Origin of the sequence: Corynebacterium sp. TAE3-ERU16 (assembly GCF_019209935.1) — a bacterium.
Classification (GTDB): domain Bacteria; phylum Actinomycetota; class Actinomycetes; order Mycobacteriales; family Mycobacteriaceae; genus Corynebacterium; species Corynebacterium antarcticum.
The window spans coordinates 1-15169 of the sequence record NZ_JAHUTN010000013.1; the positions used below are offsets into that span (position 1 = coordinate 1).

Sequence of the window (15169 nt, forward strand, 5' to 3'; positions counted from 1 at the left end):
CGGGTACGACGGAGACGACGGTGTCGAGTACGACGGTGACTGCTCCGGGTACGACGGTGACGACCACTGCACCGGGTACGACTGTTCCGGGTACGACGGAGACGACGACTGTTCCGGGTACGACTGAGACGACGACGTCCACTGAGACGGAGACGACGACGGCGCCTGGTACGACGGAGACGACGACTGTTCCGGGTACGACGGAGACGACGACTGCTCCGGCTACGACGGAGACGACGACTGTTCCGGGTACGACGGAGACGACGACGGCGCCTGGTACGACGGTGACTGTTCCGGGTACGACGGAGACGACGACTGCTCCGGGTACGACGGAGACGACGACTGCTCCGGGTACGACGGAGACGACGACGAATACCGAGACCACGACGGCTACGGAGACGACGACGGCGCCTGGTACGACGGAGACGACGACTGCTCCGGGTACGACGGAGACGACGACGAATACCGAGACCACGACGGCCACGGCGACGACGACTGCCCCGGGTACGACGGAGACGACGACGAATACCGAGACCACGACGGCCACGGAGACGACGACGGCGCCTGGTACGACGGCGCCCGGTACGACTGTGACCGAGACGACGACGGCGCCTCCGGCGACGACGACGGTCACGACGACGCCGCCGGCTCCGACGACGGAGACTGTCACGGAGACGGCGACTGTTACCCCGACCACGGGTACGCAGACTGTGGTTGTCACGACGACTCTCACTGAGACTCCGTCGACGACTGCGACGACGACGGCGACGGCGACCGAGTCGACCACGGCGACCGAGTCGACCACGGCGACTGAGTCGACCACGGTGACTGAGTCGACGACGGTGACTGAGTCGACCACGGCGACCGATTCGACTACGGCGACGGTGACGGAGACGACGTCGGGTACGACGGTGACGGTTCCTGTGACATCGGGTACGACGGTGACGGAGACGGCGCCGGGTACGACGGTGACGGAGACGACGTCGGGTACGACGGTGACGGTTCCCGCCACGACTGTGACGACGTCGGGTACGACGGTGACGGTTCCTGTCACGTCGGGTACGACGGTGACGGAGACGGCGCCGGGTACGACGGTGACGGAGACGACGTCGGGTACGACGGTGACGGCGCCGGGTACGACGGTGACGGCGCCGGGTACGACGGTGACGGCGCCGGGTACGACGGTGACGGAGACGACGTCGGGTACGACGGTGACGGTTCCGCCTACGACGGTGACGGCGCCGGGTACGGCGACGACGACCGCTTCGGGTACGACGGTGACTGTGCCTGGTACGACGGTGACGGCGCCGGGTACGACGGTGACGGAGACGACATCGGGTACGACGGTGACGGAGACGACATCGGGTACGACGGTGACGGTTCCTGTCACGTCGGGTACGACGGTGACGGAGACGACGTCGGGTACGACGGTGACGGTTCCTGTCACGTCGGGTACGACGGTGACGGAGACGACATCGGGTACGACGGTGACGGTTCCGGCGACGACGGCGACGACGACTGCGCCCGGTACGACGGTGACTGTCACGAGTGGGACCACCACGAGTGGGACCACGACGGTTGCGACGACGACTGAGGTCGTCGGTTCCACCGGTTCCTCGGGCACGTTGGGTTCGTCGGCTGGCTTGGGTTCGGCTGCGCTGGGTTCGGCTGCGCTGGGTTCGACGGTCCTCGGGTCGAGTGGTCTTGCGGGAGTTTTCGGTTCTTCTGCCGGGGGCACCGACAAGTGTGTCTATGGTTCGTCGAGCATTCTGAGCTCTCTTGGTTTGAGTGGACTGTTCGGCAGTGGTTCGGTTGACTGCCTGTCGGTTGGTTCTTCGGGCCAGGGTGGTTCGGAGACGGGTTCGACTGTTACCGGTACCGATAACTGCACTGCGGGTTCGGTGGGTGTGCTTGGTTCATCGGCCCAGTCCGGTGTGATCGGGTCCACCGGTGACGGGGCCAACGGTTCCGGTAGCTCGGCTGATTGCGTGACGGTCGGTTCTTCGGGACAGGCTGGTTCTGAGGCTGGTTCGACTGGTACGGGTCCGGGCCCTGATGGTGGCGACGGTTCTTCCGTTACCGCTGGTTCGGCTGCGTTGGGTTCGGCTGCTCTTGGTTCGAGTGCGCTGGGTTCAGCTGCTCTTGGTTCGGCTGCTCTTGGTTCGACCGGTCTTGTGGGGGCTTTTGGTTCCGCTGCCGGTAGTGCTGACCGGTGTGTCTATGGTTCGTCGAGCATTCTGAGCTCTCTTGGTTTGGGTGGACTGTTCGGCAGTGGTTCGGTTGACTGCCTGTCGGTTGGTTCTTCGGGCCAGGGTGGTTCGGAGACGGGTTCGACTGTTACCGGTACCGATAACTGCACTGCGGGTTCGGTGGGTGTGCTTGGTTCATCGGCCCAGTCCGGTGTGATCGGGTCCACCGGTGACGGGGCCAACGGTTCCGGTAGCTCGGCTGATTGCGTGACGGTCGGTTCTTCGGGACAGGCTGGTTCTGAGGCTGGTTCGACTGGTACGGGTCCGGGCCCTGATGGTGGCGACGGTTCTTCCGTTACCGCTGGTTCGGCTGCGTTGGGTTCGGCTGCTCTTGGTTCGAGTGCGCTGGGTTCAGCTGCTCTTGGTTCGGCTGCTCTTGGTTCGACCGGTCTTGTGGGGGCTTTTGGTTCCGCTGCTGGTAGTGCTGACCGGTGTGTCTATGGTTCGTCGAGCATTCTGAGCACTCTTGGTTTGGGTGCGCTGCTTGGTAGTGCTGCTGCTGATTGTGTGACGGTTGGTTCTACCACCGGTACCGATCCTGAGCCTGGTGTTGGTTCTGCCGGTGCGGGTTCTGCGCTGGGTTCGGCTGCTCTGGGTTCGGCTGCTCTGGGTTCAGCGGCTCTGGGTTCAGCGGCTCCGGCCGGTGGTTCTTCGGCTGCTGGTTCTGATGTGAAGCCTTCTGCGGGCGGTTCGGGTTCCGGTGTTACCGATGGTGAGACTGCCGGTGGCACGTCGGTACCGGCTGGTGTCGGTGGAGCTGATGTGGACAAGCCGGGTGAGGAGGCCAAGCAGGGTCTTCTGGCTACCACGGGTGCGAACGTCGTGTACGTTCTGCTCGGTGGTCTGTTGCTGATGGTTCTTGGCGCGGTGTTCATCGCTGTTCGCCGGCGTGAGAGCTAGGTTCGGCAGGCTGTAGTTTGAACTGAAGCCCCGGGTGTTCCTTTAGAACAGGGAGTACCCGGGGCTTCACCATGTCCGGAGGAGCTGTGGGGAACAGCATCCCCCTGATCAGGTAGCCCAGGAAACCCACGAACCTCGTCTGACGTGGGTTTCGGTGATGGGGCCCTGGGTTTCGGACTCAACGGCGCAGATCAACGCCGACCGGGTAACAGGTCCCGTTGAGGCGACCGTGCCCTGTGATGTGCGGCGAAGATGCAGCAATTCCCGGTCGAGGATCAGCCGCTGTGGGATCGTGGAAAACGGCCTGCGGTAGATGTTGAGCGGACACCGAGCTTCCGGCCTCGGGCAGACCGTTGAGTGCATGTGATGTGCCCACCGTTGCGGTCCAGATCCTGGTCCGGTACTCCGGCAGCTCCATGGCGGCGTTTCAGCGCTGAAGACCGGGCTGTGTCAGGGATTTCCAAGGCCAGAGAAGACAGGCTGCGGGGACAGAAGATGCGGGCTCGGAGGAAAGCCACCTGATTTCGGATGAGGATGCCTTGTCGCTATACTTGGGGGAGGCTCAGGGACGGACATCGGTTCCCGTTTGGGAGATGGCTCGTACCTGACAGGAAAAATCAATCGCGGGCCTTTAGCTCAGTTGGTAGAGCTACGGACTTTTAATCCGCAGGTCGTGGGTTCGAGCCCCACAGGGCCCACCGCATTGCCACGCCACCCCGACCGATAGTCAGGTGGCGTGGCTTTTTTCGGTTGACCGGCACTGTCGCCGACATCGTCCTTGAACCACGAAGCCGCGAGCGGTGTTCTTGTGACCCGGCAAGCTCAATGGACGTGGGGGCGATGGACGCACCCGGGGCGGATCCTCGAGGACGTAGAGCGCCAGGGGAAAGCCGTCGGGAGTTGGGGGACATCCACCTTCTCCAAGGCTCTGCTCCAGAAGGCTCCCAGCGTACGGAACCGGCCACACTGTCAGGCCTCGCCCTCGGTACGGGGAGTTGAGGTGAGACACGGTTCCGAAGGGGGCACTCAGGATCGGCACGTCGGACTCGGGGAGCCTGTTCGCGGGGCTGCGCGGCTACCGTAGGTTTGCCGGGGTGCCGGGAAGAAGGATCCAACGGGCTTCGGGATGACACCGAGCGCTCAGGTCTCCACTGCTTCACCGATCTCGCCGGAGCGGGGAATCGTCCACCGGGTTGGATCGATGTTGCATCCGCGGTCGTTCGGGCTCCTGTTTCGCATCGCCGACATTTCCGTTGGGGAACTCATCCTTCGATTCGTTTCCCGTGTCTGGTCCGACCGTGCTGGATCTAAGGTGTGGTGGTGTGCTGGCGGAAGGCGGTCGGTCGGATGCCGGAGCCAGTTCACGCTGGGGAGCGGAAGGCCTGACCGTCGGGGCCCTGTCCGACTGTTCGGGCTTCGAGGACATCACATCACCGGTCGCCCGGGTCGTCGTCGACGGGGCGTAGGCGACTGACTGGCTGTGCAGTTGGCCCCTGTGAACTGCTGTTTTGTGTGGAGGCCGTTTGCCAAGTATATTCTTTACAAGCCGCTGAGTGCAGTGAACATCACTGCTATTCAGTTGCAAGCTCCCATCGTCTAGGGGCCTAGGACACCGCCCTTTCACGGCGGCGACACGGGTTCGAATCCCGTTGGGAGTACCACCTTTCCACCTGCTGGAAAAGTGTGGGGAAATTGAGGCCCTGTGGCGCAGTTGGTTAGCGCGCCGCCCTGTCACGGCGGAGGTCGCGGGTTCGAGTCCCGTCAGGGTCGCAGAAACCCCGACAGCTCTAGAGCTGTCGGGGTTTTTCGCTGCCTTCGCTGGGGTCACACGGCAGAGCGGGATCAGTGAAGAGGTGGCCACGCTCCGGCGGTCCGCGGAGTCGAATCCGATAGTGGGTGTAATTGCCGCCTGTACTGTGGATTTGTCGAAAATCCCGCCGCTGTGTAAAGTTTCCTCTCGTGCAACGGGTAACACCCGCGTACAAAATCAAGGCCCTGTGGCGCAGTTGGTTAGCGCGCCGCCCTGTCACGGCGGAGGTCGCGGGTTCGAGTCCCGTCAGGGTCGCGAGAACGTCTCCGGATGTTCTTGGGGCCAGATAGCTCAGTCGGTAGAGCGTCCGCCTGAAAAGTGGAAGGTCGCCAGTTCGATCCTGGCTCTGGCCACAATCACGCCCCCGGGTTTTCCGGGGGCGTTTTTGTTTCCCCGCACGCCCTCTGCAGTCAATCTGCTGCATCATGGGGACATGAACACCATCCACAGGACCCCATCCCGGGCGGCCGCCGCTGCAGCCGCTGCCGTAGCGCTCGCCGTCTCCCCGGCCACGGCACCCTTTGCCGGTTCGACTGAACCCCCGGCGGGGTTCCCTGGATCGCCCGCAGGATCGTCACTCACCACCGCGACCATGTCGAGTGGCGGGGAACTGTCACAGATCCCGTACCTCGACCTGGCGGCGTATCAGGGCACCTGGCACCAGGTTGCGGTACTTCCGCACGCGTTCAGCCTGCAGTGCGCCCGCGACACCACCGCGCAGTACACCATCACCGGTGCGGACACGGTCCGGGTGGTGAACTCGTGCACCGACTGGTTCGGCAACCCCTCCGGCATCGAGGGGGCAGGCGAGGGTCACCGATCCGGTGACGCAGGCTTCGCTCTGCGTCTGGTTCAACGGTGTGCCGTTCCAGAACCCGAACGGGCCGACCAACTACCGGGTGACGTGGATGTCCGACGACGGCGCGACCGTGCTCGTGGGCAACCCGGGGCGGACCGTCGGGTTCGTGCTCTCCCGTAAGCTGTCCCTCACTCCCGGTGACTGGTCCGGGGCGCGCGACATCGCCGCCGCGAGGGGTTACAATTCGTGCACGTTCATCACCTCGCCGGTGACCGGCGGACGTGAGGGGTACCAGCCGCTGTGCACCCTCTGAGTCCATCGGTGCCCGTGGGGCCACAGATCCGACAGAAGGGGCGACACCGATGGCTGAGACCGGCACCCGGGTGTTCCACGACGCGCAGAACCACCGCTACGTCATCACCGTTGACGGCTCCGAGGCAGGGTACGCCGCCTACACCGTGGAGGCTCCGGAGGACGACGGTCCCGCGGTGCGGGACTTCAACCACACCGTCATCGCCCCTGCCTTCCGCGGACGCGGGCTGAGCGGACCCCTGATCCGGTCCGCCCTCGACGATTCGCTCGAGGCGAACCTGACCTACCGCGCCACCTGTTCCGCGGTGGAGCACTTCATCGGGAAGAATCAGGAGTACGCCGACGGGCTGGCCGGACCGGCGTAGCGGCGGTACGGAGAGAAACGCCCCCCCCCACGCGTGAGCGTGGGGGGGGGGCGTTTCTCTGTTGTCGTGGCCCGGTCAGAACAGCGGTGGTTCCTTGTCCACGTAGCGATCCGGGTCGACGAGCTTCTTGCACTCACTGGTCTTGCGCGGTCGGTTGACCGCAGGGATGCCGACCGCGATGTGATTGGCCGGTACATCCTTGGTCACCACGGCATTGGCTCCGATCGCGCTCCCGCAGCCGATGGTGATCGGTCCGAGCACCTTCGCGCCGGCACCGACCGTCACGTTGTCCTCGAGCGTCGGGTGCCGCTTCGTCTGGGTGAGGACCTGACCGCCGAGCGTCACCCCGTGGTAGAGCATGACGCCGTCGCCGATCTCGGCGGTTTCGCCGATGACGATGCCCATGCCGTGGTCGATGAAGAATCTGCGGCCGATGGTGGCACCCGGATGGATCTCGACACCGGTGAGGAAGCGGGTGAACTGGGCGAGGATCCGTGCGGGGCTGCGCAGACCCCGCGTCCACAGGGCGTGGGCGACGCGGTGTGCCCAGATGGCGTGCAGCCCCGAGTAGACGATGGCGTTCTCGACATCGCCCCGGGCCGCGGGGTCGTGCTCACGTGCGTTCGCCAGGTCTTCTCTGATCATCGTCAGCAGCCGGTACATGGGAGCCAATCCTATCAGCGCGGCAGAGCCGCCCCCGCCCGGACATCGGGGCGGTGCCAGGGCAGCCGGGAAGCGCTGTGCGCCCCCGGTCGCCCGATGTTCCAGGACCGGATCAGTTCCGGATGTCGTCGAAGAGGACGGTGGAGACGTAGCGTTCGCCGTAGTCGCAGACGGTGGTGACGATGGTCTTGCCGGCGTTCTCCGGGCGGGAGGCCAGGTCGAGCGCGGCACGCACGTTGGCTCCCGTCGAGATGCCGCCGAGGATGCCCTCGCTCCGGGCGAGTTCACGGGCGGTCGCGATGGCGTCCGCATTGCTCACGGTGAGCACATCGTCGAGGATCCGGCGGTCCAGGACCTCGGGGACGAAGTTCGCGCCGAGCCCCTGGATCTTGTGGGGGCCCGCCTTTCCGGTGGACAGCAGCGCGGATTCGGCGGGTTCGACGGCGTAGATCTCCACGTCCGCCTTGCGGTCCTTCAGCACCGCCCCCACGCCGCTGACGGTGCCGCCGGTACCGACTCCGGTGACGAAGATGTCGACCTTCCCGTCGGTGTCGTTCCAGATCTCCTCCGCGGTGGTGGAGCGGTGGATCTCCGGATTGGCGGGGTTCGCGAACTGTCGGGCGAGGATGGCCCCTTCGTTCTCCGCGACGATCTCGTTGGCTTTGTCGACGGCGCCCTGCATGCCGGCCGCACCCGGGGTCAGTACGATCTCGGCACCGTAGGCGCGGAGCATGACCCGACGCTCCATCGACATGGTCTCCGGCATGGTGAGGATGACGTGGTAGCCGCGGGCCGCGGCGACCATGGTCAGCGCGATTCCTGTGTTCCCCGAGGTCGCCTCCACGATCGTGCCGCCCGGCTTCAGGGAACCGTCGGCCTCGGCGGCGTCGATGATGGCCAGCCCGATCCGGTCCTTGACGCTGTTCGCGGGGTTGAACGACTCGAGCTTGACCAGAATCTCTGCGTCCAGGTTCTCGGTCATCCGATTCAGCCGCACCAGGGGCGTGTTTCCGATGGTCTCGGTTATGTTGTCGTGGATGTTCGGCATGGGTGGTTCTCCTTGGGGATTTTCCGGTTCATCAGTTTGATGGCTGCCGCGAGCACGGCCTTTCGCTGTCACGCTACACCATAAATAGACCGGGATATAGACAGTATGGTCTGTTTCGTGCTATGCATGCCCGTTGGCGCGGAGTCGATGACAGCAGCTGGGGAAACTGTTTTCACCAGCGGATACGGAACCCTGAATGAGGGTAGTTGTTTCCACCGTCGGGGTTCATTCGGACTGCGCACGTGTTACGGTTCCACACGTCGCAGTGATCGGGAATGCCGGTGAGAATCCGGCAGCGGCCCTCGCCACTGTATGACTGTCGCCGATGGTGGATCTATCCGCCGCCAAGGGCTTCACGCCGCAGCACGCCACTGCCTGTACGGGATCTTTCGGGGCCCACGGTGGGAAGGCGCGGCGTCGAGTTTTTTCGGGGACCGAGATAATCGGTTCCCGTTGACGACCGTTGAGCCAGGAGACCGGCTGCGACCATGAGTTGACCAGTCGGTCCGCGAGGCGTCGGACCCGTCCCAGAAAGAGAAGTACAGTCATGCATATCGCTGAAGGCTTTCTACCCGCCGGCCAGGCTCTCGCCTGGACCGCGGCGGCAGCCCCGTTCGTCGTCCACGGTGGATGGGCGGTGAAGAAGCAGCTCGCCAAGGCCCCCGAAACCGGGCTTCTCCTCGCGGCTGCCGGAGCGTTCACCTTCGTTCTCTCGGCCATCAAGATCCCGTCCGTCACCGGCTCGAGCTCCCACCCGACGGGTACCGGCCTCGGCGCCGTGTTGTTCAAGCCCCCGGTGATGGCATTCATGGGCGGCATCGTCCTGCTCTTCCAGGCACTGCTCCTCGCCCACGGCGGCATCAGCACCCTCGGCGCCAACATCTTCTCCATGGCGATCGTCGGCCCCTGGGTCGGATACGGGGTGTGGGTTCTGCTCCGCCGTGCCGGCGCGGGTGCGGACATCTCGATCTTCTTCGCGGCGTTCTTCGCCGACCTCTCGACCTACATGGTCACCTCCGTTCAGCTGGCGCTCGCCCACCACGCCGGTGGATTCGTCAATTCCGTTCTCACCTTCCTCGGGCTGTTCGCGACCACGCAGATCCCTCTGGCGATCGTCGAGGGCATCGTCACCGTCCTGATCTTCCGCAGCCTGCGGGTCATCGCGACCAAGGAACTCGACGTCCTCGGCGTGTTCTCCCGGATCCGGAACACGGACACCCGCGAGCCCGCCACCGTGAGCTGACCTGAGCTGTCCGTAGTCGGCCGGCTCCACGCCGGTGAAGAACACAACCATGAAGAACACGCCTGAGGAGAACCCCACCATGTCCAACACAAACAACAAGGGCGGCGGACTCGCCGTCACCATTGCCCTGATCGTTCTCGCCGCGGCGATCGCGGTATTCCCGATGTTCTACAACCTCGGTGACCCCGACGCCGAGGAGCAGTTCGGCGGCTCGGACGGTGCCGCCGAGGAGATCGTCGCCGAGCAGGACCCCGACTACGAGCCGTGGGCGAGCCCGCTCATCGGCGAGCTGCCGGGTGAGGTCGAGTCCGGCCTCTTCGCCTTCCAGGCCGCACTCGGCGCCGGTGTGCTCGGCTTCGCGATCGGCAACTACCGGGGCCGTACCCGTGCCGAGGAGCGCGGGGCGCGGGAGTCCGGGGCAACCGGCACGACGGCAGCAGCGGGGCCCAAGCCCGGCACTGATGCCTGAATCGCGTCGGAGCTAACGTCATGAACGCCCTGGAGGTCGCTGCGGCGAACTCCCCGTGGGCCCGTGTCAACGTGGGGGAGAAGGTCCTGCTCATCCTGGGACTTCTCGTACTGGCCATCTCCCTCCCCCCGCTACCGGCACTGCCCATCATCGCCGCGGTGCTGATTCTGCTCGCGGTATCCGCCAAGGTGCCGCCCCGGCTGTACGCCGGACTGATTCTGGCGCCCGCCACGTTCATACTGCTGGGCCTCGGACCGCTGGTGTTCTCGGTGTCGACGTCGGGCCTGCGCTGGATCGACGGCGGACTGGTCGATGCCGCGACGGTTCTCGCCCGCACGGTTGTCGGTATGTCGGCGACCATGCTCTTCGCCCTGACCACCCCCATGTCCGAGCAGCTGGTGTGGTTCCGTTCGGTCGGGGTGCCCGCGCCGCTCGTCCACATCACGATGCTGACCTACCGCATGACGGGCACGCTCATCACCACCGCGAGGACGATGTGGGAGGCGCAGGCGGCACGCCTCGGGCACAGCAGCCGCAGGCGCTGGATCCACTCGGTCGCGGGCCAGGCCGCGAGCCTCTTCGTGCTCTCCTTCTCCCGTGCCCGTGCGCTCCAGGAGGGGATGGAGCTCCGCGCTGACATCTCGGAGATCTCCACCCTCCACGCCAGCAGACCCGTCCGATGGTCGGTGATCATCGGAACCGTCGCGCTTCTGGCGGCTGTCGCCGCGATCGGTCTCATCTTCCGGTGAACCGGATCTCCTCACCACCCGCCGATCCCGCCCACGCACCGTCCCATCTATGGAGGACCCGTGTCACACCCAGCAACACCACTCATTGAACTAGTCGACGTGGATTTCTCCCACGGCCCGGAGCTTCCCGTGCTGAGGTCCGTGGATCTGAGAATCGACACCGGCGCCAGGATCGCGGTGCTCGGCGCCAACGGTTCCGGCAAGTCCACCCTCTTCCGGCTGCTCGCCGCGGCATGGAAACCCGATCGCGGGGAACTGCGTCTCGACGGCGAACCGGTGCACTACAACCGTGCGGGGAGGGATCGCGTCCGCCGACGGGTGCAGCTCGTGCTACAGGAACCCGACGACCAGATCTTCGCGACGTCCGTTTCCGCCGACGTCGCTTATGGTCCGGTCAACATGGGGCTCGACCGGGATGAGGTGACCCGACGGGTCGATGCAGCCATGACGGCGGCTGAGGTGGCGGATCTGGCGGACCGCGTTCCCCACCAGTTGTCCTACGGGCAGCGGAAGCGGGTGGCGCTCGCAGGCGCCCTCGCCATGGATCCGGCGGTCCTCCTCCTCGACGAACCGACCGCGGGCCTCGACCCGGCGGGTGGGCGGCAGCTCCTCCGGACCCTCGAAGAACTGAACGCGAAGGGGACGGCGGTGGTGCTGTCCACCCATGACGTCGACCTCGCCTACGCCTTCGCCGACACCGCGGTGGTGCTGACCGACGGGCGGCTGGCCGGTGGCGGCGTCGATGAGATTCTCACGGACAGGGATCTGATGGAACGGGCCCGTCTCGGGCTACCCTGGGCGCCGCTGGTGAGTCGTGCCCTGGGGCGGAGGGTCAGTGCCCCACAGGAACTGCCCTGAATTGGTGGCTACCCCCGGGGTGGGGGCACAGGGGAGAGCGGAAAATGTCACCAGAAACGTGATGTTACTTACGTTCAATGTCTGAACCGGGACGGAAACGGGGGTGATTTGTGGGGGACATCAGTTTCGACGGGTCGGGGCGTCGCCCCCTCCTGTGGAGGGGGGAAACGCCATTTTCCCCCTCCTGCGAAAATATTTTCGAACCACTTTCGTCAGCGGTTCTGCTGCCCAGCTGAGCGGTGTAAACAGCGTCTCCCACCGGGGTTGGTCCGCGGTTGTTTGGGGTGCATTTCCGGTCATTGGGGAGCATTCCCCCGTGCTGTGCGGACTGTGTTCGCGGCCGCCGGACGCCAGGGGTATCGGGAGGGGGGCCGGGAATAGACCACATCACCCCTTAGCCGGACGCCCGTTTTCCTGATTTTGGGAAAAATTACCGATATTGACGGGCTCATCACCCCCTGGGGAGTGGTTATACTGCACCTTAGAAAGATGTTGGCTCGCCCGACGGGGGCACCTGACCGGGTGGATGCGCAGGAGGTACATGTGGACTCACAACGTACGAAAGACGACGAAGAAGCGATCCGCACCGCGCTCTCGTCGTTGAGAACGGCCACCGGAATCCCGGTGACGATGTTCGCGACGGTACTGCCGGACAACAGGCTCCAGATCAGCGCCTGGGTCGGGCTCAGGACCCCGGCACTCCAGAACCTCGTCATCGATCACGGTTGCGGCGTCGGCGGCAGGGTCGTCACCACCAGGCGCCCGGTCGGCGTCAGTGACTACACCCGTGCGAACGTCATCTCCCACGAGTACGACAACGTCATCCAGGATGAGGGGCTCTTCTCCCTCGTCGCTGTTCCCGTCATCGTGCACCGTGAGATCCGGGGTGTCCTCTACGTCGGCGTGCACTCACCGGTGCGTCTCGGGGACAAGGTCATCGAGGAGGTCACCATGACCGCCCGGACCCTCGAGCAGGAACTGGCCATCAACTGCGCCGTGCGCCGGAGCGAGGGAGGGCGTGCCGGAGCGAAGTCCGGCCGCATCATGAATGGTGCGGAGTGGGAACAGATCCGGTCCACCCATTCGAAGCTCCGGATGCTCGCCAACCGGGTCGAGGACGAGTCCCTCCGGCTCGAGCTGGAGGAGCTGTGCGACCAGATGGTCACTCCGGTCCGGGTCAAGCAGACGACCAAGCTGTCCGCACGGGAACTCGACGTACTCGCCTGCGTGGCGCTCGGGCACACCAACGTCGAGGCTGCGGAGGAGATGGGTATCGGTGCGGAGACCGTGAAGTCCTACCTGCGCAGCGTCATGCGCAAGCTCGGCGCGCACACCCGCTACGAGGCCGTCAACGCGGCACGTCGGATCGGCGCACTGCCCTGATTCCCCTTGTCCCCCTGACCCCGGATGCACCGCATCCGGGGCCAGCCGCGTTCTACCGCCCGTCGTGTCGCCCGGAGCCCGGTACCCACGGCACGTCGTCGCCGTTGTTGGCGACCCTGCCCAGGATGAACAGGAGGTCGGACAGACGGTTCAGGTAGCGCGCGGGAAGAACCGACGTCGTGTCCGGGTGCTTCTCCACCGCCACCCAGGCTGCCCGCTCGGCCCGGCGGGCGATGACGCGCGCGGTGTGCAGCAGTGCTGCCGCCGGCGTTCCTCCGGGGAGGATGAACGAGTTGAGGGACGGGAGATCGGCGTTGAACCTGTCGCAGTCGGCCTCGAGCCCGTCGATGTAGGACTGGGCGACTCGCAGCGGCGGGTACTTCGGAGACTCCTCGATCGGGGTGGCGAGATCCGCTCCGGCGTCGAAGAGTTCGTTCTGTATCCGGCGCAGGACCCCGACGATCTCCTCCGGCGGGTCACCGAGCGCCAGGACCTGACCGATCGCGCAGTTCGCCTCGTCGCACTCGGCGTAGGCGATCAGACGTGCATCATTCTTCGGGACCCGCTCGAAGTTGGACAACGCGGTCGTGCCGTCGTCTCCGGTGCGGGTGTAGATCTTCGTGAGGTGTACGGCCATGTCCCCACGCTAGACAAAAAACCCGGTGCGTGAGGGGCGGGGGAGCGGTCCGCGCACATGAGGACGGGCCAACCACTAGGCTGGGGCACTGTGAAGGAACGATTCTTGGTGACAGGCGGCGCACGACTCTCGGGTTCCGTGAAGGTGACGGGCGCGAAGAACAGCGTGCTGAAACTCATGGCCGCGGCTCTGCTCGCGGAGGGGACGACCCTCCTCCGGAACTGCCCGGAGATCCTCGACGTACCCCTCATGGGCGACGTTCTGCGGGGGCTCGGCTGCGAGGTGGAGATCAACGGGTCCGACGTCCGGATCACGACGCCCGCCGAACTCCGCAGCAGTGCCGACTTCGACGCCGTCCGGCAGTTCCGCGCCTCCGTGTGCGTGCTCGGACCCCTCACCGCCCGCTGCGGGAAGGCGGTGGTGGCCCTACCCGGTGGAGACGCAATCGGATCCCGCCCCCTCGACATGCACCAGAGCGGCCTCGAACGGCTGGGGGCGGTCACCGAGATCCGTCACGGCTGCCTGGTGACGAGTGCCCGGAAGCTCAAGGGCGCGACCGTCGCCTTCGACTTTCCCTCGGTGGGCGCCACGGAGAACATTCTCACTGCGGCCGTACTCGCGGAGGGCGTCACCGTTCTGGACAACGCGGCGCGTGAACCGGAGATCGTCGATCTGTGCAACCTCCTCAACAAGATGGGTGCCCGGATCGAGGGCGCGGGGACGAACACCCTCACCATCACCGGCGTCGACAAGCTGCACCCCACGGAGCACACCGTCGTCGCGGACCGGATCGTCGCGGGAACCTGGGCGTACGCCGCCGCGATGACGCAGGGGGACATCACCGTCGGTGGTATCTCACCCCAGTTGCTCCACCTCCCGCTGGCGAAGCTGAAGCTGGCCGGTGCGGACGTCGAGACGTACGAGAACGGATTCCGGGTGCGGATGGACAGGCGGCCCACCGCGGTCGACTACCAGACGCTGCCGTTCCCCGGTTTTCCGACGGACCTGCAGCCCATGGCCATCGGAATGGCCGCCATCGCCGACGGAATGTCGATGATCACCGAGAACGTCTTCGAGTCCCGATTCAAGTTCGTCGGGGAGATGCTGCGCCTCGGGGCGACGGCGTCCGTCGACGGGCATCACGTCGCCGTCCGCGGAGTGTCGCAGCTCTCGTCCACCACCGTGTGGTCGAGCGACATCCGTGCGGGGGCCGCCCTCGTCCTCGCGGCCCTCTGCGCCGAGGGGGAGAGCGAGATCCGGGAGGTCTTCCACATCGACCGCGGCTACCCGAACTTCGTCGAGTCACTCAACGCACTCGGTGCGGACGTCCGGAGGGTCCCGGAATCCCCGTAAGGATGTCCGGGGAGGTCGGTTAACCATCGGTTGAGTGCCCGTAAACACTCAATGACCTGCGTGTTTGTGTGTGTGGTGGGGTGTGTGTAAATTAGTGGGAGTCAGCGAGACCGACAGCGCCCCGCCGGGAAGTGATTCCTGTGGTTGTGTGGCGTGAGGAAAACACAAGCTGGCTCCTAAATTGTTCACCTTCCTGGCTGGTTGCCTGTTTCGGGTTGCTGGTTGGTTGTGTGCGTGATGTTTGAGAACTCGATAGTGTGCCAATGTATCTTGCCGGCAGGTGGGACTGCCCTTTGGGTGGTTGTGTCTGTTGGTTGGATTGTTTTTTTGA

Annotated in this window: 14 protein-coding genes, 5 tRNA genes, 1 pseudogene and 1 riboswitch; of the genes and pseudogenes, 16 read left to right on the forward strand and 4 right to left on the reverse strand. The window is 65.2% G+C overall.

The features are described from left to right. Positions 1 to 1609 (reverse strand): hypothetical protein (locus KRX55_RS11550; protein WP_218407880.1); only part of this gene is annotated, 1609 nt, incomplete at its 3' end. Positions 1610 to 2096: 487 nt separating this feature from the next. Here KRX55_RS11550 and KRX55_RS11555 point away from each other — a divergent pair. The 10 genes and pseudogenes from KRX55_RS11555 (at position 2097) to KRX55_RS11600 (ending at position 6435) form a co-directional block, all read left to right on the forward strand. Beyond that, a complete protein-coding gene (locus KRX55_RS11555) occupies positions 2097 to 3149 on the forward strand; it encodes an LPXTG cell wall anchor domain-containing protein (RefSeq protein ID WP_218407881.1) in 1053 nt (350 codons plus the stop codon). Between the two features lie 625 nt (positions 3150 to 3774). Beyond that, positions 3775 to 3847, forward strand: a tRNA-Lys gene (locus KRX55_RS11560). A gap of 585 nt (positions 3848 to 4432) precedes the next feature. Then, complete coding sequence (locus KRX55_RS11565; protein WP_218407882.1) at positions 4433 to 4615, forward strand: hypothetical protein; 183 nt, start codon at positions 4433 to 4435, stop codon at positions 4613 to 4615. 119 nt (positions 4616 to 4734) lie between these two features. Beyond that, positions 4735 to 4810 (forward strand) — tRNA-Glu (locus KRX55_RS11570). A 35-nt stretch (positions 4811 to 4845) separates the two neighbouring features. Beyond that, a tRNA-Asp gene (locus KRX55_RS11575) sits at positions 4846 to 4919 on the forward strand. 221 nt (positions 4920 to 5140) lie between these two features. Further along, positions 5141 to 5214 (forward strand) — tRNA-Asp (locus KRX55_RS11580). Between the two features lie 25 nt (positions 5215 to 5239). Continuing rightward, a tRNA-Phe gene (locus KRX55_RS11585) sits at positions 5240 to 5312 on the forward strand. 239 nt (positions 5313 to 5551) lie between these two features. Further along, positions 5552 to 5695, forward strand: a pseudogene (locus KRX55_RS12130) (lipocalin family protein); the annotation flags it as partial. Positions 5696 to 5783: 88 nt separating this feature from the next. After that, positions 5784 to 6071, forward strand: coding sequence for a lipocalin family protein (locus tag KRX55_RS11595; protein WP_370625849.1), 288 nt, complete (start codon positions 5784 to 5786; stop codon positions 6069 to 6071). A gap of 49 nt (positions 6072 to 6120) precedes the next feature. Further along, positions 6121 to 6435, forward strand: coding sequence for a GNAT family N-acetyltransferase (locus KRX55_RS11600; protein WP_218407884.1), 315 nt, complete (start codon positions 6121 to 6123; stop codon positions 6433 to 6435). A gap of 75 nt (positions 6436 to 6510) precedes the next feature. On the opposite strand, the gene epsC is transcribed toward KRX55_RS11600, so the two are convergent. Continuing rightward, the gene (gene epsC, locus KRX55_RS11605) at positions 6511 to 7098 is read right to left on the reverse strand and encodes a serine O-acetyltransferase EpsC (protein ID WP_218407885.1); all 588 of its coding nucleotides are present in this window, start codon (positions 7096 to 7098) and stop codon (positions 6511 to 6513) included. 112 nt (positions 7099 to 7210) lie between these two features. Beyond that, positions 7211 to 8146, reverse strand: coding sequence for a cysteine synthase A (gene cysK, locus KRX55_RS11610; protein ID WP_218407886.1), 936 nt, complete (start codon positions 8144 to 8146; stop codon positions 7211 to 7213). 231 nt (positions 8147 to 8377) lie between these two features. Then, positions 8378 to 8645, forward strand: a riboswitch (cobalamin riboswitch). Positions 8646 to 8693: 48 nt separating this feature from the next. Between cysK and KRX55_RS11615 the strand changes: the two genes are divergently transcribed. The 5 genes from KRX55_RS11615 to ramA all read left to right on the forward strand — a co-directional run bounded on the left by KRX55_RS11615 (position 8694) and on the right by ramA (position 12848). Next, on the forward strand, positions 8694 to 9389 hold the full coding sequence (locus KRX55_RS11615; RefSeq protein WP_200257321.1) for an energy-coupling factor ABC transporter permease: 696 nt from the start codon (positions 8694 to 8696) through the stop codon (positions 9387 to 9389). Between the two features lie 79 nt (positions 9390 to 9468). After that, the gene (locus KRX55_RS11620; RefSeq protein WP_200257323.1) at positions 9469 to 9858 is read left to right on the forward strand and encodes an energy-coupling factor ABC transporter substrate-binding protein; all 390 of its coding nucleotides are present in this window, start codon (positions 9469 to 9471) and stop codon (positions 9856 to 9858) included. Between the two features lie 20 nt (positions 9859 to 9878). Beyond that, the gene (gene cbiQ, locus KRX55_RS11625) at positions 9879 to 10607 is read left to right on the forward strand and encodes a cobalt ECF transporter T component CbiQ (RefSeq protein ID WP_218407887.1); all 729 of its coding nucleotides are present in this window, start codon (positions 9879 to 9881) and stop codon (positions 10605 to 10607) included. Positions 10608 to 10667: 60 nt separating this feature from the next. Next, on the forward strand, positions 10668 to 11465 hold the full coding sequence (locus KRX55_RS11630; protein WP_218407888.1) for an energy-coupling factor ABC transporter ATP-binding protein: 798 nt from the start codon (positions 10668 to 10670) through the stop codon (positions 11463 to 11465). A gap of 543 nt (positions 11466 to 12008) precedes the next feature. After that, complete coding sequence (ramA, locus tag KRX55_RS11635; protein WP_198739425.1) at positions 12009 to 12848, forward strand: acetate metabolism transcriptional regulator RamA; 840 nt, start codon at positions 12009 to 12011, stop codon at positions 12846 to 12848. Positions 12849 to 12900: 52 nt separating this feature from the next. Here ramA and KRX55_RS11640 read toward each other — a convergent pair whose 3' ends face one another. Further along, entirely contained in the window at positions 12901 to 13485 is a 585-nt protein-coding gene (locus KRX55_RS11640) for a cob(I)yrinic acid a,c-diamide adenosyltransferase (RefSeq protein WP_218407889.1), read from the reverse strand. 90 nt (positions 13486 to 13575) lie between these two features. Between KRX55_RS11640 and murA the strand changes: the two genes are divergently transcribed. After that, entirely contained in the window at positions 13576 to 14838 is a 1263-nt protein-coding gene (gene murA, locus KRX55_RS11645; protein WP_218407890.1) for a UDP-N-acetylglucosamine 1-carboxyvinyltransferase, read from the forward strand. Positions 14839 to 15169 lie beyond the last annotated feature (331 nt).

Bases quoted from the DNA above. Each gene is read 5' to 3' on its own strand.
- KRX55_RS11600 (WP_218407884.1), top strand. From the start codon at position 6,121: ATGGCTGAGACCGGCACCCGGGTGTTCCACGACGCGCAGAACCACCGC.
- epsC (WP_218407885.1), bottom strand. From the start codon at position 7,098: ATGTACCGGCTGCTGACGATGATCAGAGAAGACCTGGCGAACGCACGT.
- cysK (WP_218407886.1), bottom strand. From the start codon at position 8,146: ATGCCGAACATCCACGACAACATAACCGAGACCATCGGAAACACGCCC.
- KRX55_RS11640 (WP_218407889.1), bottom strand. From the start codon at position 13,485: ATGGCCGTACACCTCACGAAGATCTACACCCGCACCGGAGACGACGGC.
- KRX55_RS11620 (WP_200257323.1), top strand. From the start codon at position 9,469: ATGTCCAACACAAACAACAAGGGCGGCGGACTCGCCGTCACCATTGCC.
- KRX55_RS11615 (WP_200257321.1), top strand. From the start codon at position 8,694: ATGCATATCGCTGAAGGCTTTCTACCCGCCGGCCAGGCTCTCGCCTGG.
- cbiQ (WP_218407887.1), top strand. From the start codon at position 9,879: ATGAACGCCCTGGAGGTCGCTGCGGCGAACTCCCCGTGGGCCCGTGTC.